Genomic DNA, 16,365 nt, shown 5'->3' with positions numbered 1-16,365 from the left:
TGAGCACAGCCCGCCGGGTACTGCCAGCACCTCGACACGCGCCACGCCCACCAATATTGGCGTCGACCAGTGGCACGGGCCGAGGAGGCCGTCGTTAGAGTGCTGCGCGAGATGAATCCGTCCCTCCGCCCCGCACCGGGGCCGGCCGTGCGCGACCTTGCGGCCCGGATCCGCCGCCTGTCCCCGTCCTGCGGCCCGGTCCGGCTCGTCGGCGTCGACGGGCACGCCGGCTCGGGGAAGAGCACGTTCACCGAGCACCTGGCCGCGGCGCTGGGCGGCGCTCCGGTGCTGCGCCTCGACGACGTCGCCAGCCACGAGGAACTGTTCGACTGGACCGGACGCCTGCTGGAGCAGGTCGTCGAACCGCTCTCCGACGGCCGGACCGCGCACTACGCCCCCTACGACTGGCGGGCCCGCCGCTTCGGCGCCCCGCGTCCCCTCCCGCCCGCGCCGGTCGTGCTCGTGGAGGGCGTCGGCGCGGGACGCCGGGCGCTCCGCCCCCATCTGGCGCTCCTGCTGTGGATGGAGCTGCCGCGCGAGGACGCGTGGGCGCGGGGACGGTCGCGGGACGGGGAGGAACAGCGGGAGTTCTGGAACGGATGGGTCCCGGCGGAACGCCGGCACTTCGCCGAGGACCCCTCCCGGCCGTTCGCCGACCTCCTGGTGCGGCAGCGAGAGGAGGGGTATGAGGTTCTGCCGGGACCCGCGGGATCCATTGGACCGGACCAGCCCGGACCGGTCCCTCACTCAGGGTGACGGACCGCCCGCAGTGTGCTGAACCTGTGAAGGGCCTTGCGGGACAACTTGCCGGAGTGCTTCAACTCGGCTTGACCGGGGGGCCGTACAGGTCTTACGTTCTCAATGTGCGGCCATTCGGAGCCGCCCACTGACGCGAAGCCCCCGGTTGTTCCCCCGTGATCGGGGGCTTCGTTCTGTCCTCCTCCGGTTTTCCGGACGCCGCGCGGCGTCGAACGCTCACCCTCGGTCACCGTGCACCGGTGCGCCGCATCCGCTCCCACCTCGCCGAACGGCCCGTGCGGCACCCTACGGAGGCGCCGCGCCCGCGGGTACGATGCCCTCGTTGCGACCTACGGACGGTTGCTTCGCGCACTGTGCAACTCCGGTCCGTGGCACAGCGGTTCGAAGAGGGCAGCCGGCTGGGGGACGGCTCGTTGGCATACCGACGGGGGCACGGTTTGTGGGGGACGTGATGGACTTCGGCACGCAGGGCCCTCAGGCCCCGGCCGACCTCGCCTGGCTGCGAGGCGTGGATGCCTACACCATGGGCGCCTATCCGCAGGCGGAGGAGGAGTTCCGCACCGCCGTGCGGCTGGACGCCGGGATGGCCGACGGCTGGCTCGGACTGCACGCCCTGCGCGTCGACACGACGACCGCGCTGCTGAGGATGTTCCGCCACCGCGACCGCTTCGGGGAGCAGCGCACGCGCTACCGCCGCACCCTCAACTCCTGGTACTGGCTGGGCTGGTGGGTGCAGCCCGTGCTGGAGAGCCCGCGCGACCTGCTGCTCGCGCACGCCTCCCACTGGCTGGACGGCCGCCACGTCCCCGAGCTGGACCGGGCCCTCGCCGGGCTGCCTCCCGTGGACACCGACCACCAGGTCCGCTTCCTGCACGCCTGCCGCGCCTACCTGGTCAAGGACTGGGAGCAGCTGGTCCGCCACACCGACCCGCTGCTCGACGACCCGATGCTCGGCATCGAGGCGGGCCTGTTCGGCGGCATGGCCCGGGTCCGGCTGGAGATGTACGGGCAGGCCGAACCGCTGCTGTCGGCGGCCCTGATGCGCTGTCGCAGCGAGCAGCCGCAGCGCAAGGAGCTGCGCTACTGGCTGGCCCGGGCCCACGAGGGCACCGGCCGCAGCGCCGCCGCACTCCCCCTCTACCGGGCCGTGCACCGCGTCGACCCGGCGTTCATGGACACCTCGGCGCGGCTCGCCGCGATCGCCGAGGGCGACGGCTACGAGGACGCCGCCGACCTCGCGGCGATCACGCTCACCGGTGCCGGTCAGGACGCCGCGGACGGGCCGGACGGGTTCGACCCGCTCTTCGGCACCGAGGGCCGCGACCTGAGACTGCCCGACCCCGAGCCGCTGGTCTCCCCTCCCCTGCCGCCGGCGGCCGATCCGGCGGTCCGCGAGAAGGGGGGCCCGGCACCGTCGCTGCCCGCCGGGCCCACCGACCCCGCGTTACTGGAGGAGGCGCTCGCCGAACTCGAGCGCATGGTGGGTCTTGAGCCGGTGAAGCGCCAGGTCAAGGCGCTGTCCGCGCAGTTGAACATGGCCCGGCTGCGGGCCGGGCAGGGCCTTCCGGTCCAGCCGCCGAAACGCCACTTCGTCTTCTCGGGCCCCTCCGGAACCGGCAAGACCACCGTCGCCCGCATCCTCGGCCGCGTCTTCTACGCCCTAGGCCTGCTCGGCGGCGACCATCTGGTGGAGGCCCAGCGGGCCGACCTGGTCGGCGAGTACCTCGGGCAGACGGCCGTGAAGGCCAACGAACTGATCGACTCGGCGCTGGGCGGCGTGCTCTTCGTCGACGAGGCGTACTCGCTGTCCAACTCGGGCTACGGCAAGGGGGACGCCTACGGCGACGAGGCGCTCCAGGTGCTGCTGAAGCGGGCCGAGGACAACCGCGACCACCTCGTGGTGATCCTGGCCGGCTACCCGGAGGGCATGGACCGCCTGCTCGCCGCGAACCCGGGGCTGTCGTCCCGTTTCACGACCCGGGTCGATTTCCCGTCCTACCGTCCCCTCGAACTCACCGAGATCGGCAAGGTGCTCGCGGCGGAGAACGGGGACCTGTGGGACGAGGAGGCCCTCGACGAGCTGCGGTCCATCGCGGGGCACGTGGTGGACCAGGGGTGGATCGACGAGCTGGGGAACGGGCGGTTCCTGCGGACGCTGTACGAGAAGAGCTGCGCGTACCGGGACCTGCGGTTGTCGGTGTATCCCGGGGTGCTGGGGCGGGAGGACCTGGCGACGCTGCGGTTGCCGGATCTGATGCAGGCCTACGGCGAGGTGCTGTCCGGGCGGGGCCCGCAGGATCCGCCCGGACTGTGAGGTACCGGGCCTACGTCGCCAGTACCTCCTCGCCCGACCTCGGCTCGGTCAGCCGCACCTCGTGGACCTCCCGGTGCGCGGGGTCCCGCACCTCCCCCACCAGCAGCTCCAGCACATCCTCCAGGGCGACCAGCCCGAGCACCCTGCCCGAGCCGTCGGCCACCTGCGCCAGGTGCGTCGCCGCCCGGCGCATCACCGTCAGCGCGTCGTCCAGCGGCAGCTCGGACCGCAGGGTCGTCATGGGCCGCCACAGCTGCTGCGGCACGGCCCGGTCCGAGTCCTCCAGGTCCAGGACGTCCTTGACGTGCAGGTAGCCCATGAAGGCGCCGTTGTCCGCGGCGACCGGGAAGCGGGAGTATCCCGTGCGGGCCGTGAGCTCGACGATCCGCCCGGGGGTGACCGACGGGCTGACGGTCACCAGGGACTCGCGCTTCAGCAGGACGTCCGTCACCGGGCGGGAGCCCAGTTCCAGCGCGTCCTCCAGGCGTTCGGCCTCCTCCGGGTCGAGCAGGCCCGCCTGGCCCGCGTCCTCCACCAGCCGGTTGAGCTGCTCGCTGGTGAAGACGGCCTCGACCTCGTCCTTGGGCTCGACGTGGAAGAGCCGCAGGATGCCCTGGGAGACGGCACCGAGGGCGGCGGTGATCGGCTTGCAGAAGCGGGCGAACCAGACCAGGCCGGGGCTGAGCCACAGCGCGGCCTTCTCGGGGGCCGCCATCGCCAGGTTCTTCGGGACCATCTCGCCGATGACGAGGTGGAAGAAGACGACCGTGGCCAGGGCGATGACGTACCCGAGCGGGTGGATCATCGCGTGCGGCAGGTGGATCCACTCGAAGACCGGCTCCAACAGGTGAGCCACCGTCGGCTCGGCGACCGCGCCGAGGGTCAGGGAGCAGACGGTGATGCCGAACTGGGCCGCCGCCATCATCTGCGGCAGACGTTCCAGGCCGTGGAGGACCTGCCGGGCGCGGGCCGTGCCGAGGGGTTCGATCTGGCTGCGGCGGACGGAGACCAGCGCGAACTCGGCGCCGACGAAGAAGCCGTTGGCGAGCACGAGCAGCGCGGCGAAGAGGAGTTGGAGCACGCTCATCGGGCGGCCTCCGCCAGGGTGGTCACCGGGGCCGTCCGCACGAGCCGGACGCGCTCCGCGCGGTAGTGGCCGACCTGGCGCACGGACAGCCGCCAGCCGGGCAGCTCCGCCTTGTCGCCGACGGCCGGGATGCGGCCCAGCAGGTCGGCGATCAGCCCGGCGACCGTCTCGTACGGCCCCTCGGGCACGTCGAGGCCTATGCGCTGCAGGACGTCGACCCGGCAGCTGCCGTCGACGTCCCAGGCGGGCCTGCCGTCCTCCGGCGGGGCGGAGGCCAGCTCGGGCAGGTCGTGCCCGTCGTGCTCGTCGCGGACCTCACCGACGAGCTCCTCGACGATGTCCTCCAGCGTGACGACACCGGCGGTGCCGCCGTACTCGTCGACGACGACCGCGATGGGCTGCTCGCTGCGCAGCCGGGCGAGCAGCGGCCGGACGGGCAGGGTCTCGGGGACGAGCAGCGCCGGGCGGGCGATGCGGCCGACGGGGGTGCGCAGCCGGTCCTGCACGGGCACGGCCAGGGCGTCCTTGAGGTGGACCATGCCGACGACCTCGTCGATCCGCTCCCGGTAGACGGGGAAGCGGGACAGGCCGGTGGCGCGGGTCAGGTTGACGACGTCCTCGGCGGTGGCGGAGGACTGCAGGGCGCTGACCTTCACGCGCGGCGTCATCACGTGCTGCGCGGTCAGCTCACCGAGGGACAGGGTGCGGACGAACAGGTCGGCCGTGTCCTGTTCGAGGGCGCCGGCGCGGGCCGAGTGGCGGGCCAGCGAGACGAGTTCGCCGGGGGTGCGGGCGGAGGCCAGCTCCTCGGCGGGCTCGAAGCCCAGGGCCCGTACGAGCCGGTTCGCGACGGCGTTCAGGCCCGCGATGACCGGGCGGAACAGCCGGGCGAAGACGTGCTGCGGGCCCGCGACGAAGCGCGCGACCTGGAGCGGCCGGGACACGGCCCAGTTCTTGGGCAGGAGCTCGCCGATCACCATCTGCACGGCGGAGGCCAGCAGCATGCCGACGACGACCGTGACCCCGGAGACGGCTCCCTCGGGGACGCCGATGGAGGTGAACGGTCCGTGCAGCAGTTCGGCGAGCGCCGGTTCGGCGAGCATGCCGACGACGAGGGAGGTGATGGTGATGCCGAGCTGGGTGCCGGAGAGCTGGAAGGACAGTTCCTTGAGTGATGCGACGACGCGGTGGGCGCGCCGGTCGCCCTCGGCGGCGGCCTTCTCGGCGTCCGCCCGCTCGACCGTCACGAGGCCGAACTCGGCCGCCACGAAGAATCCGTTGGCGAGAATCAGCAGGAACGCGGCTGCCAGGAGCAGCAGGGGGATGGTCATGATGCCGCCGCCTCCGCACGGTCGCGGACACGGTCCGCGCTATGTCGGCAGGGGGCGGCGCAGGTACTGCAGGACGATCCGTCCATCGCCGGAGAGGGTCACTCCTCGGTTAGCAGGAAGCCTCTGCGCACCGGGCGGGGCAGCAGCGGCGGAGGCGCGTCCTTCGCGCCTCCGCCAACAGATTAATCAAGACACGCCCCGGTGCGGCAGTGGCGACCGCCCTGTGGATGCCCCGAGTCAGCCGTGACGCCGCTCGGGGTCCGCGACGGAACGGGCCTCGGCGAGTGCCCGCAGGGCGCGGGCGTCGGCGATCGCGCGCTGCTTGGCGATGCCCGGCTGGATGCCCAGGGCGGGCAGGCTGGTGCCGTCGCTGAGGTTGAGGAACACCCAGGGGTCGCCGGGCCGGAGGGTCACCTGGAGGATCTCCGCCCACTCCAGCCGGCGCTTGTTCGTGAGGTTCACCACGGTGACGCCGTCCTCGTCGGCGACGACCTTGGGCCGCGCCAGCAGGAGCAGCACGGCGTCCAGCAGCAGCGCCGTGACGACGAAGCTGAGGCGCTCGGCGGGGCTGAGCTGCTTCAGCAGCATCGCGACGGCCGTGATGACCACGAGGATCGCGACGGCGGCGGTGAGCAGCACCGCGCGGGTGCTGCCCGGCCGGAACGTGACGGGCAGGTCGGGCATCGGTGCTCCGCCCTTCAGAGACGGCAGGCGTGGATGGCCGTGGTCAGGATGGCCCGGGCGCCGATGTCGTACAGGTCGTCCATGATCCGCTGCGCCTCCTTGGCGGGGACCATGGCGCGGACGGCGACCCAGCCCTCGTTGTGCAGCGGGGACACGGTCGGCGACTCCAGGCCGGGGGTGAGGGCGACGGCCTTCTCCAGCTGCTCGACGCGGCAGTCGTAGTCCATCATCACGTACGTCCGGGCGACCAGGACGCCCTGGAGGCGGCGCAGGAACTGCTGGACCTTGGGGTCGTCGCCGTCCGCGCCGGTGCGGCGGATCACGACGGCCTCGGACTGCATGATCGGCTCGCCGACGACCTCCAGGCCCGCGTTGCGCAGCGAGGTGCCGGTCTCGACGACATCGGCGATGACCTGGGCGACGCCGAGCTGGATGGCGGTCTCGACGGCGCCGTCGAGGTGGACGACGGAGGCGTCGATGCCGTGCTCGGCGAGGTGGCCCGCGACGATGCCCTCGTAGGAGGTGGCGACCGTCTTGCCCGCCAGGTCGGCCAGACCGGTGACGGTGCCGGGCTTGCTCGCGTAGCGGAAGGTGGAGCGGGCGAAGCCGAGGGGGAGGATCTCCTCGGCGTCGGCGCCCGAGTCGATCAGCAGGTCCCGGCCGGTGAGGCCGATGTCGAGCTGGCCGGAGGCGACGTAGATCGCGATGTCGCGGGGGCGCAGGTAGAAGAACTCGACCTCGTTGGTCGGGTCGACGATCCGCAGTTCCTTGGACTCGCGGCGCTGCTGGTAGCCGGCCTCATGCAGCATCTCCGCCGCAGGGCCTGAGAGGGAACCCTTGTTGGGGACGGCGATGCGCAGCATGAGGTCGGCTTCCTTTGCGTGGAGTTGTGCGGAACGGACGTGCGGCTTACAGGTGGGCGTAGACGTCGTCGAGGGAGATGCCGCGGGCGACCATCATCACCTGGACGTGGTACAGCAGCTGCGAGATCTCCTCGGCGGCCGCCTCCTTGCCCTCGTACTCGGCGGCCATCCACACTTCGGCGGCCTCCTCGACGACCTTCTTGCCGATGGCGTGGACGCCCTTCCCGACCAGTTCTGCGGTGCGGGAAGTGGCGGGGTCGCCGTGGGCGGCCTTGTGCTGGAGCTCGGTGAAGAGCTCCTCGAACGTCTTCTTGGACATGGTGTCGCTCAGCCTATGCCACAGGTGCGGTTCGTCAGCGCCAGGGTTCGGATACTGAGCGGAGCGTGGCCGCGGTCGCCACGGCCGCCGTCACCGCCTCGTGCCCCTTGTCCTCGCTGGAGCCCTCGATGCCCGCGCGGTCCAGGGCCTGCTCCTCGGTGTCGCAGGTCAGCACGCCGAAGCCGACGGGGACGCCGGTGTCGACGGAGACCTGGGTGAGGCCCTGGGTGACGCCCTGGCACACGTAGTCGAAGTGGGGGGTTCCGCCGCGGATGACGACGCCGAGGGCGACGATCGCGTCGTAGCCGCGGCCCGCGAGGACCTTGGCGACGACCGGGAGTTCCCAGCTGCCGGGGACCCTGAGCAGGGTCGGCTCGTCGATGCCCAGGTCGTGCAGGGCGCGCAGGGCGCCGTCGACCAGTCCGTCCATCACCTTCTCGTGCCACTGTGCCGCGATGACGGCGACCCGGAGGTCACCCACATTGCGTACGGACAGTTCCGGTGCACCCTTGCCGCTCACGTTGCTCCCTCTGTGCTGTCTTACTGGTTGCCGCAGGCCGGCACGGTGGTCGTGTCGAGCCAGGGCAGGTCGTGGCCCATCCGGTCCCGCTTGGTGCGCAGGTAGCGGAGGTTGTGCTCGCCGGCGCTGACCGGCATCGGCACACGGGCCTTGACCGTGATGCCGTGGCGGACGAGCGCGTCGGTCTTGTCGGGGTTGTTGGTCAGCAGGCGGACGCCGCGCACGCCGAGGTCGGCGAGGATCTGGGCCCCCGCCGCGTAGTCGCGGGCGTCGGCGGGCAGGCCGAGTTCGAGGTTGGCGTCGAGCGTGTCGCGGCCGCGCTCCTGGAGTTCGTAGGCGCGCAGCTTGGACATCAGGCCGATGCCGCGGCCCTCGTGTCCGCGCAGGTAGACGACCACTCCGCGGCCCTCGGACTGGATGCGGGCCAGGGAGGCGTCCAGCTGGGGGCCGCAGTCGCAGCGGGCCGAGCCGAAGACGTCACCGGTGAGGCATTCGGAGTGGACGCGGACCAGGACGTCGTCGCCGTCGCCGATCTCGCCGTGCACCAGGGCGACGTGCTCGACGCCGTCGACGGTGGAGCGGTAGCCGTACGCCGTGAAGGTGCCGTGGGCAGTGGGCAGTTGCGTCCTGGCCTCGCGGCGGACGGTGGGCTCGCTACTGCGGCGGTAGGCGATCAGGTCCTCGATGGAGATGATCGTCAGGCCGTGCTTGCGGGCGAAGGGGACCAGCTCGGGCAGGCGCAGCATGCGGCCGTCCTCGCCGGCGATCTCGACGATGGCGCCGGCCGGGCGCAGACCCGCGAGGCGGGCGAGGTCGACGGCGGCCTCGGTGTGGCCGTTGCGGGTGAGGACGCCGCCGGGCCGGGCGCGCAGCGGGAAGATGTGGCCGGGGCGGACGAAGTCGTCGGGCCCGGAGACGCCGTCGGCGAGCAGCCGGAGGGTGGTGGCGCGGTCGGCGGCGGAGATGCCGGTGCTCACGCCGTGGGCGGCCGAGGCGTCGACGGAGACGGTGAAGGCCGTCTTCATGGACTCGGTGTTGTCGTCGACCATCTGCGGCAGGCGCAGCCGGTCCAGTTCGTCGCCTTCCATGGGGGCGCAGATCAGGCCGCGGCACTCGCTCATCATGAAGGCGACGATCTCGGGGGTGGCCTTCTCGGCGGCGATGACGAGGTCGCCCTCGTTCTCCCGGTCCTCGTCGTCGACGACCACGACCGGGCGGCCCGCCGCGATGTCGGCGATGGCCTGCTCGACGGGGTCGAGCGCGAGGTCCTCGAACTCACCGTCGGTGCTGTACAGGATCGGTGCCGTGCTCATGCCGGCGCTCCTTCCAGGGTGGGCCGTGCTGCCGCGCGCGAGCGCAGCCACCAGTCGCGCAGGCCCCACAGGACGAGCGCGCCGTAGATGACGTAGACGAAGCCGGAGAAGGCGTAGCCGTTGGCGAAGTTGAGGGGCACGCCGACGAGGTCGACGAGGAGCCAGGCGAACCAGAACTCGACCATGCCGCGGGCCTGGGCGTACATCGCGACGATCGTGCCGACGAAGATGTAGGCGTCCGGCCAGGGGTCCCAGGACAGGGTCGGGTACGCCTTGAAGAGCAGCGCCACGGCGACCGTGCCGGCGGCGGCCGCCGCGGCCATCGCGGCGCGCTCGCGCCAGGTGGCGAACCGTACGGCGATGTGGCCGTCCTCGCCCTGGCCCTTGCCGCGCTGCCACTGCCACCAGCCGTAGAGGGCGACGAGCATGACGACGGCCTGCTTGCCCGCGCTGCCGGTGAGGTGGCCGAAGAAGGCGCCGAAGAGGATGAGGCCGGCCAGGAACTGCACGGGCCAGGTCCAGATGGAGCGTCGCCAGCCGAGGGCGAGGGCGGCCAGGCCGAAGAGGTTTCCGACCATGTCGGACCAGAGGATGTGCTGGCCGAAGAGGACGAACGCCTCGGAGTTCAGCGCGTTCACCGGGCCACCCCTTGCGCACGGTCGGCCGCCCCCTGCGCACGGTCGCCCAGCATCCGCTCGACGTACTTGGCGATGACGTCGACCTCGAGGTTGACCGGGTCGCCGGGCTGCTTGTGGCCGAGCGTGGTCAGGTCGAGGGTGGTGGGGATGAGGCTGACCGTGAAGTAGTCGGGGCCGGCGTCGACGACGGTGAGGCTGATGCCGTCGACGGTGATGGAGCCCTTCTCGACGACGTACCGGGTGAGGTCGGCGGGGAGGGAGATCTTCACGATCTCCCAGTGCTCGGACGGCTTGCGCTCCAGGATCTCGCCGGTGCCGTCGACGTGGCCCTGCACGATGTGCCCGCCGAGGCGTTCGCCGACGGCCATGGGGCGTTCGAGGTTGACGCGGGAGCCGACCTCGAGAGCGCCGAGGCTGGAGCGGTTCAGCGTCTCGGCCATGACGTCGGCGGTGAACTCGTCGCCCTCGTGGTCGACGACCGTGAGGCAGACGCCGTTGACGGCGATGGAGTCGCCGTGTTTCGCGCCTTGGGTGACGACGGGGCCGCGCAGGCGGAAGCGACAGGCGTCGTCGAGGGTCTCGACGGCGGTGATCTCGCCCAGCTCTTCGACGATTCCGGTGAACACTTCCCGGGTCCTCCTGCCTCTTCGGGCACGGACTCCGGGGCTGTCGATGACGACAGAAGGTACGAGCGGGAACACCGGGGACGACGCCGGATGGAGTCCGCCCTCAGGACGGACTTCTGGGCGGCGCGCACGGATGCCCGCTCGCCGCGCACTGCCTCCCATCCGGACTTTAACCGTCGGTCCAGGAATTTCACCTGGTCAACCGGCCGCTGGAGGCGACCGGGTCGCGGACTGTAACCGCCGGTTCGGACTTTCACCGACCCCGGAGTGCGCTGCTACTGGTACAGGGCCAGTGTGCCACGCCTCATCGGTGTCCAGACCGGCGATGCGTGTGGGGTGCCTCACAGAACGTGTCATACCCCTTCCCCAGTGCGACACCTCCGCCCAACTTCCGTGCGGCGATCCGGCCTTGACGGGTCGGGGTTGGTCCGTACCTATTGACGCTGTGGTCTAGTCCTTTCTAGGGTCGGCGCCATCCAAGACCGGCCCGGCGGCGGTGACGACGGCCCTTGCCCGCCGTCGGGCCTTCCCACGCCGCCTCACCCCCGGGGAAGCGGACGCTCCCGAGGGGTGAAGAGCTCCTCCTGCGCGCGCTCCCGGGCCGTCAGCAGCGCGCCGCGCAGCACCGCGCCGCCGCCCAGGGTGGTCGAGCGCACCTCGGTGGGCAGGGGGGTCATCCGGGCGATGCGGTCCTGCACCCGCGCGGCGAGTTCCTCGCCCCCGGCCCGGCCGACCTCTCCGCCGAGCACCACGCACCCCGGGTCCAGGATCGCGACGACCGCCGCGATGCCGACGGCGAGACGGTCGGCGAGGGCGTCGAGGAAACGGCCGGCGGAAGACGCGGGCACGACGCCGTTGCTCGGCTCCCGCACCCGGCCCACCGCCGCCTCCACCACGTCGACGGCCGCCCGCACCACGCCCACCGCCGACGGCCCCTCCCCTCCCGCCGGTGACATCCCGTACCGCGCCGCGAGGTCCACGACCGCGGCCGCCGCGGCCAGGGAGTGGAAGCCGCCGGCGCAGTCCGTCGCCGACGGCAGGGCCGCCGTGCCCGGGACCGGGAGGAAGCCGATCTCCCCCGTGCCGCCGGAGGCGCCGCGCCGCAGTGCGCCGTCGAGGACCACGGCCGCTCCGGTGCCGTGACCCAGCCACAACAGGACGAACGTGTCCCGGTCCCGGGCCGCTCCGTCGCGCTGCTCGGCCAGCGCGGCGAGGTTGGTCTCGTTCTCGACGCTGACGCGGGCCTCGGGCAGCCGTTCCTGGAGGGCGGCGACCAGGCGGCGGTGCCAGGCCGGCAGTCCGCCGGAGTCGCGGAGTTCGCCGCTCGCCGGGTCGATCAGGCCGGGCGCGCCGATGCCGACGGTGTGCAGCCGGTCGGCGCCGGCCTCCTTCACCACGCGCTCGACCAGCGCGACCGCCTGCTCCACGGCCGGGCCCGTCCCCGTGTCGCCGTCGATGGGCACCGATGCCTCGGCCAGCACCCGGCCCACCAGGTCGGCGACGGTCACGGCGACGCCCTCGGTGCGTACGTCCAGGGCGGCGAGGTGCGCCCGGTCGGCGACGATGCCGTAGACCTTGGCGTTGGGGCCGCGCCGCTGCTCGCCGGCCTCACCGACCACCGCGATCAGGCCGGCGGCGGTGAGGCGTTCGACGAGGTCGGCGACGGTCGGCCGGGACAGGCCGGTCAGCTGTTTCAACTGCCCTGCCGTGAGCGGGCCTTCCTGCTGGAGCAGGCTGAGGGCGAGCCGGTCGTTGATGGCCCGGGCGGTGCTCGGGGATGCGGGCATGCCGGGATCCTCCCAGATCGGCGGGGCGGACGGACGGGCCGACGGTTTATGCCCTTATCTATCAGGCAGGGTTCCTGATAGTTTACGCCCGCAGCGACGCGAGCGAGGCAGAGACCTGGAGGGGGACCGCAGAATGGGCAACGTGGTTGACGATCTGCGCGAGGTGAAGCGGTCCCGGTACGCCGTGGCCGCCGTCTTCGCCGTGCACGGCGCCGTGACCGGCTCGTTCGCCACCCGCGTGCCGTGGATCCAGGACCACGCGGGCGTCAGCGCCGGGCAGTTGGGCATCGCGCTGGCCTTCCCCGCGCTCGGCGCGTCCGTCGCGATGCCGCTCGCGGGCAGTGTCAGCCACCGCTTCGGGGCCCGGAACGCGCTGCGCGGACTGATCGCGCTGTGGACGCTGTCGCTGGTTCTGCCCTCCCTCGCCCCCAACCTGCTCACGCTCTGCCTGGCCCTGTTCGCCTACGGCGCGACGGCGGGCATGGCGGACGTCGCGATGAACGCGCTGGGCGTGGAGGTCGAGAACCGCCTCGAGCGGTCGATCATGTCGGGGCTGCACGGCATGTGGAGCGCGGGCGCCCTGATCGGCTCGGCGGCCGGCACGCTCGCCGCGCACCTCGGCTCGGACGCCCGGCTGCACCACGCCCTGGCCGCCGCGGTCCTCACCGTGATCGGCGTGCTGTCCTGCCGGTGGGTGCTCGACCTGCAGCCCGCCGAGGACGAGGAGCCGCCGCCGAGGTTCGCGCTGCCGCCCCGGTCGGCGCTTCTCATCGGCGCGATCGGGTTCTGCGCGGTCTTCGCGGAGGGCGCGAGCCTGGACTGGTCCGCCGTCTACCTGCGCGAGCAGCTGGACACCTCGGCCGGTCTCGCGGCGGCGTGCACGACGGGCTTCACACTCACCATGGCGCTCGCCCGGATCGCCGGCGACAGGATCGTGGACCGCTTCGGCGCGGTGCGGACCGTGCGGGCGAGCGGGGTGCTCGCCGTCCTCGGCGGGCTGCTCATCGTGGTCGCCGAGGAGCCCGCGGTGGCCATGAGCGGCTTCGCGCTGATGGGGCTGGGCATCGCGGTGGTCGTGCCGCTGTGCTTCGCGGCGGCGGGCCGCAGCGGCTCCAACCCGAGCCTGGCCATCGCGGGCGTCGCGACCATCACCTACACCTCGGGCCTGATCGCGCCGAGCGCGATCGGCATGCTGGCGCAGGTGACCAGCCTGATGGTGTCGTTCTGCCTGGTGACGGCGCTGTCGTGCGGCCTGGTGGCGTTCGCGGGCGTGCTGCGCCCCGGCGACCGGCCGAAGATCAGCCGGCCGGACGCGGCGGTCCCGGACCCGCGTCCCTGAACGGACACCGGGGCTGAGCCGGCACCCTGCCGGACCGGACAGCCCCGGTCACCGGCGCTCGCGACGCACCCCGACAATGGTCCGGACACTCGCCCGTACGACGAAAGCGAAACCGCACCATGGATCTCGGCGTCCGCTGGAAACTGCACGGCGACGGACGCACCCCGGCGCCCGGCGCGGTGGTCCGCCCCGACGAGCGGCTCTCCTGGCCCCGCACGGTCGGGCTCGGCGCCCAGCACGTGGTGGCGATGTTCGGGGCGTCGTTCGTGGCCCCGGTCCTCATGGGCCTGGACCCCAACCTCGCGATCATGATGTCGGGTGTCGCGACCGTCGTGTTCCTGCTCGCCACGCGGGGCCGGGTTCCCAGCTACCTGGGCTGCTCGCTCTCGTTCGTCGGTGTGGCGGCGGTCATCCGCGCCCAGGGCGGGAGCAGCGCGACCGTGACCGGCGCGGTCTTCGTCGTCGGGGCCGCGCTGTTCCTGGTGGGGCTCGCCGTGCGGCGGTTCGGGGCGCGGATCATCCACGCCACGATGCCGCCGATCGTGACGGGTGCCGTGGTGATGCTGATCGGCTTCAACCTGGCGCCGGTGACGGCCTCGACGTACTGGCCGCAGGACCAGTGGACGGCCCTTCTGGTGATGCTGTTCACCGGTCTCGCCGTGGTGTGCCTGCGCGGTTTCTGGTCCCGGATCGCCATCTTCCTGGGGCTGGTCTTCGGGTACGGCGTCTCCTGGGTCTTCGACCGGGTCTTCGGCAAGATCCACTCGGTGGACGCGAGCGGCAAGCTGACCGACCACTGGCGGCTGGACCTGTCCGGCGTGGGCCAGGCCGACTGGATCGGGCTGCCGACCCTGCACGGCCCGTCGTTCGAGTGGTCCGCGATCCTGGTCGCCCTGCCGGTCGTGATCGCGCTGGTCGCGGAGAACGCCGGGCACGTCAAGGCGGTCGGCGAGATGACCGGCGACCCGCTGGACGACAAGCTCGGCACGGCGATCTCCGCCGACGGCGTCGGCTCGATGCTGTCCACGGCGGTCGGCGGCCCGCCCAACACCACGTACTCCGAGAACATCGGCGTGATGGCCGCGACCCGCGTCTACTCCACGGCCGCCTACTGGGCCGCCGCCGGCTTCGCCCTGCTCTTCGGTGTCTGCCCGAAGTTCGGCGCGGTCGTCGCCGCGATCCCGGGCGGGGTGCTCGGCGGCATCACCGTCATCCTGTACGGCATGATCGGGCTGCTCGGCGCGCAGATCTGGATCAACGCCGGGGTGGACCTGCGCAATCCGCTGAACCTGGTCCCGGCGGCGGCGGGCATCATCATCGGCGTCGGCAACGTCACCATGACGTTCACGGACACGTTCTCGCTGAGCGGCATCGCCCTCGGCACGCTCGTCGTCATCACCGGCTACCACGCCCTGCGGGCCTTCGCCCCGGCCCACCTGAAGACGCAGCGGCCGCTGCTGGACGAGGGCACCAGCTCCTACGACGAGGCCAAGTCGTAGGCGTACGACGCGGTGAACGTCCCGGGCCGGCCTTTGCAGCCGTCCGACTCCCCCGGCAACTTGACCCAGAGATAGGCGTGGATCCGGGGCTCGCCGGTGCTGAGGGTGGGTGTCCGGCCGAGCTTGCGGCCCGCCGGGTCGCACCACTGGCCGTCGGCCGGGGCGCCGTTGCCGTTGCGGCTGGTGTCGATGACGGCGCCCAGGCTCGCCGGGCCGCCGAGGGCGTCCAGGACCCGCCGGTCGTAGGCGACCTCGTCGGCGGTGGTGTGGAAGTTGGAGACGTTGCTGAAGATCCCGTCGGAGGACCCGGGCGAGGCGGCACCGGCCTGCCGCAGCCACGCCGCCTGCTTGCCGGGGGCGTTCCACCCCGAGTGTCCCGCGTCGAAGTAGACGCGGGCCCGGGGGTTGGCGGCCTTCAGGACGCGTCCGGCCCGGGCCAGGGAGGCGAAGCGGTCCGCGCGCTCGCCCGCGGAGAGGCACTCGGCCTGGGCGACCGAGTCCGGCTCCAGGACGACGATGACCTCGCCGGAGCCCAGCCCGGCCGCGAACCGGTCGATCCAGGCGTCGTAGGCGTCCAGGTCGGGCGCCCCGCCCTGGGAGTGGCCGCCGCAGTCGCGGCCGGGGATCGCGTACGGCACGAGGACGGGCACCCGGCCCTGGGCCGCGCCGCCCGACGTCACCGCGGCGACCCGCGCGGTGAGCGTGTCCGGGGCGTACTCGGCGAACCAGACGGCGGCCGGCTGGTCGGCGATCCGGGACGCGATGACCGCGTGACGGGGATCGCCGGCATGGGCCCGGACCCAGTCCAGCACCTGGGAGTCCGGATGGCGGTAGAGCCGGGTGGCCACGGTCGCGGTCCGCTCCCGCTTCTGCTCGGTCCTCGAGGGTGACGGCAGGGGGCTCGGCGTCCTGCGCACCGACGTGGAGGGCGAGGGTGAGGCGGACTCGGCGGCGGCGGTCGGGGACGCCGACGGCACGGCGGGCAGGGGCGCCAGGCGGGGCGAGGCGGACACCTGGGGGCGCCGGGCCTGGTCCGAGCCGCGCCCGTCCTCGAACGCGGAGAGGACCCCCGCGACCGCGCCGGCCGCGACCACGACGGAGGCCGCCACGACCATCGCGCCGCGCCGGGCGGCGCGCCTGCGCGCGGCCCTGCGAGCGGCCAGGCGCTGCGCACGCGAGCCTGACACGGTGCTGCTCCCCCTCCCCCTGCGGCGGGCCCGGCGTTCCCCCGTTCCGGGGAAGCGCCGGGCCCGCCGGCACTCCCGCCAGCCTAGAGCTGGGACTCT

14 protein-coding genes, 1 pseudogene and 1 riboswitch are annotated in these 16,365 nt (G+C 72.7%); of the genes and pseudogenes, 4 read left to right on the top strand and 11 right to left on the bottom strand.

The window, feature by feature from the left end; translation table 11 throughout:
• Positions 1 to 111 precede the first annotated feature (111 nt).
• A pseudogene (locus ACSUPV_RS34010) lies at positions 112 to 778 on the top strand (uridine kinase family protein).
• Between the two features lie 432 nt (positions 779 to 1,210).
• Entirely contained in the window at positions 1,211 to 3,073 is a 1,863-nt protein-coding gene (locus ACSUPV_RS34005; RefSeq protein WP_382616509.1) for an AAA family ATPase, read from the top strand.
• Positions 3,074 to 3,083: 10 nt separating this feature from the next.
• Here the strand turns inward: ACSUPV_RS34005 and ACSUPV_RS34000 are convergent, their stop codons facing one another.
• The 10 genes from ACSUPV_RS34000 to ACSUPV_RS33955 form a co-directional block, all read right to left on the bottom strand.
• Entirely contained in the window at positions 3,084 to 4,160 is a 1,077-nt protein-coding gene (locus ACSUPV_RS34000; RefSeq protein WP_031116699.1) for a hemolysin family protein, read from the bottom strand.
• On the bottom strand, positions 4,157 to 5,491 hold the full coding sequence (locus ACSUPV_RS33995) for a hemolysin family protein (RefSeq protein WP_031116698.1): 1,335 nt from the start codon (positions 5,489 to 5,491) through the stop codon (positions 4,157 to 4,159). Before ACSUPV_RS33995 ends, ACSUPV_RS34000 begins: the two co-directional genes overlap by 4 nt.
• 237 nt (positions 5,492 to 5,728) lie before the next feature.
• Entirely contained in the window at positions 5,729 to 6,175 is a 447-nt protein-coding gene (locus ACSUPV_RS33990) for a PH domain-containing protein (protein WP_436949143.1), read from the bottom strand.
• 14 nt (positions 6,176 to 6,189) lie between these two features.
• On the bottom strand, positions 6,190 to 7,038 hold the full coding sequence (gene hisG, locus ACSUPV_RS33985; protein WP_031116696.1) for an ATP phosphoribosyltransferase: 849 nt from the start codon (positions 7,036 to 7,038) through the stop codon (positions 6,190 to 6,192).
• 46 nt (positions 7,039 to 7,084) lie between these two features.
• A complete protein-coding gene (locus ACSUPV_RS33980; RefSeq protein WP_007491392.1) occupies positions 7,085 to 7,357 on the bottom strand; it encodes a phosphoribosyl-ATP diphosphatase in 273 nt (90 codons plus the stop codon).
• Positions 7,358 to 7,391: 34 nt separating this feature from the next.
• Positions 7,392 to 7,877, bottom strand: a complete 486-nt coding sequence (ribH, locus tag ACSUPV_RS33975; protein WP_031116695.1) for a 6,7-dimethyl-8-ribityllumazine synthase — start codon at positions 7,875 to 7,877, stop codon at positions 7,392 to 7,394.
• Between the two features lie 20 nt (positions 7,878 to 7,897).
• On the bottom strand, positions 7,898 to 9,190 hold the full coding sequence (locus tag ACSUPV_RS33970) for a bifunctional 3,4-dihydroxy-2-butanone-4-phosphate synthase/GTP cyclohydrolase II (RefSeq protein ID WP_037769177.1): 1,293 nt from the start codon (positions 9,188 to 9,190) through the stop codon (positions 7,898 to 7,900).
• Positions 9,187 to 9,828, bottom strand: coding sequence for a nicotinamide mononucleotide transporter family protein (locus ACSUPV_RS33965; protein ID WP_359793064.1), 642 nt, complete (start codon positions 9,826 to 9,828; stop codon positions 9,187 to 9,189). Before ACSUPV_RS33965 ends, ACSUPV_RS33970 begins: the two co-directional genes overlap by 4 nt.
• Positions 9,825 to 10,454: a riboflavin synthase gene (locus ACSUPV_RS33960; protein ID WP_359793066.1), complete on the bottom strand. Its 630-nt coding sequence runs from the start codon at positions 10,452 to 10,454 to the stop codon at positions 9,825 to 9,827. The genes ACSUPV_RS33965 and ACSUPV_RS33960 overlap by 4 nt, the downstream gene beginning before the upstream one ends.
• A gap of 144 nt (positions 10,455 to 10,598) precedes the next feature.
• Positions 10,599 to 10,729, bottom strand: a riboswitch (FMN riboswitch).
• Positions 10,730 to 10,993: 264 nt separating this feature from the next.
• Positions 10,994 to 12,241 (bottom strand): ROK family transcriptional regulator, encoded by a 1,248-nt coding sequence (locus ACSUPV_RS33955; protein ID WP_436949142.1) that lies wholly within the window; start codon positions 12,239 to 12,241, stop codon positions 10,994 to 10,996.
• Positions 12,242 to 12,374: 133 nt separating this feature from the next.
• Between ACSUPV_RS33955 and ACSUPV_RS33950 the strand changes: the two genes are divergently transcribed.
• Both ACSUPV_RS33950 and ACSUPV_RS33945 read left to right on the top strand, forming a co-directional pair.
• Positions 12,375 to 13,580 carry an MFS transporter gene (locus ACSUPV_RS33950; protein ID WP_031116687.1) on the top strand — a complete coding sequence of 402 codons (1,206 nt, stop codon included), beginning with the start codon at positions 12,375 to 12,377 and terminating at the stop codon, positions 13,578 to 13,580.
• A 119-nt stretch (positions 13,581 to 13,699) separates the two neighbouring features.
• Positions 13,700 to 15,079, top strand: coding sequence for a uracil-xanthine permease family protein (locus ACSUPV_RS33945; RefSeq protein WP_037769171.1), 1,380 nt, complete (start codon positions 13,700 to 13,702; stop codon positions 15,077 to 15,079).
• On the opposite strand, the gene ACSUPV_RS33940 is transcribed toward ACSUPV_RS33945, so the two are convergent.
• Entirely contained in the window at positions 15,058 to 16,194 is a 1,137-nt protein-coding gene (locus ACSUPV_RS33940; protein WP_436949966.1) for a glycoside hydrolase family 6 protein, read from the bottom strand. The two genes, ACSUPV_RS33945 and ACSUPV_RS33940, sit on opposite strands and share 22 nt — an antisense overlap.
• Positions 16,195 to 16,365 lie beyond the last annotated feature (171 nt).

Source organism: Streptomyces sp. SudanB52_2052 (assembly GCF_964272415.1).
Classification (GTDB): domain Bacteria; phylum Actinomycetota; class Actinomycetes; order Streptomycetales; family Streptomycetaceae; genus Streptomyces; species Streptomyces olindensis.
The sequence above is the reverse complement of the archived record's forward strand: the minus strand, read 5'-3'. Positions and strand labels throughout refer to the sequence as shown.

Excerpts from the sequence above, each read along its gene's own strand:
- ACSUPV_RS34005 (WP_382616509.1), top strand. The coding sequence starts at position 1,211 with ATGGACTTCGGCACGCAGGGCCCTCAGGCCCCGGCCGACCTCGCCTGG.
- ACSUPV_RS34000 (WP_031116699.1), bottom strand. The coding sequence starts at position 4,160 with ATGAGCGTGCTCCAACTCCTCTTCGCCGCGCTGCTCGTGCTCGCCAAC.
- ACSUPV_RS33995 (WP_031116698.1), bottom strand. The coding sequence starts at position 5,491 with ATGACCATCCCCCTGCTGCTCCTGGCAGCCGCGTTCCTGCTGATTCTC.
- ACSUPV_RS33990 (WP_436949143.1), bottom strand. The coding sequence starts at position 6,175 with ATGCCCGACCTGCCCGTCACGTTCCGGCCGGGCAGCACCCGCGCGGTG.
- hisG (WP_031116696.1), bottom strand. The coding sequence starts at position 7,038 with ATGCTGCGCATCGCCGTCCCCAACAAGGGTTCCCTCTCAGGCCCTGCG.
- ACSUPV_RS33980 (WP_007491392.1), bottom strand. The coding sequence starts at position 7,357 with ATGTCCAAGAAGACGTTCGAGGAGCTCTTCACCGAGCTCCAGCACAAG.
- ACSUPV_RS33970 (WP_037769177.1), bottom strand. The coding sequence starts at position 9,190 with ATGAGCACGGCACCGATCCTGTACAGCACCGACGGTGAGTTCGAGGAC.
- ACSUPV_RS33955 (WP_436949142.1), bottom strand. The coding sequence starts at position 12,241 with ATGCCCGCATCCCCGAGCACCGCCCGGGCCATCAACGACCGGCTCGCC.
- ACSUPV_RS33950 (WP_031116687.1), top strand. The coding sequence starts at position 12,375 with ATGGGCAACGTGGTTGACGATCTGCGCGAGGTGAAGCGGTCCCGGTAC.
- ACSUPV_RS33945 (WP_037769171.1), top strand. The coding sequence starts at position 13,700 with ATGGATCTCGGCGTCCGCTGGAAACTGCACGGCGACGGACGCACCCCG.
- ACSUPV_RS33940 (WP_436949966.1), bottom strand. The coding sequence starts at position 16,194 with ATGGTCGTGGCGGCCTCCGTCGTGGTCGCGGCCGGCGCGGTCGCGGGG.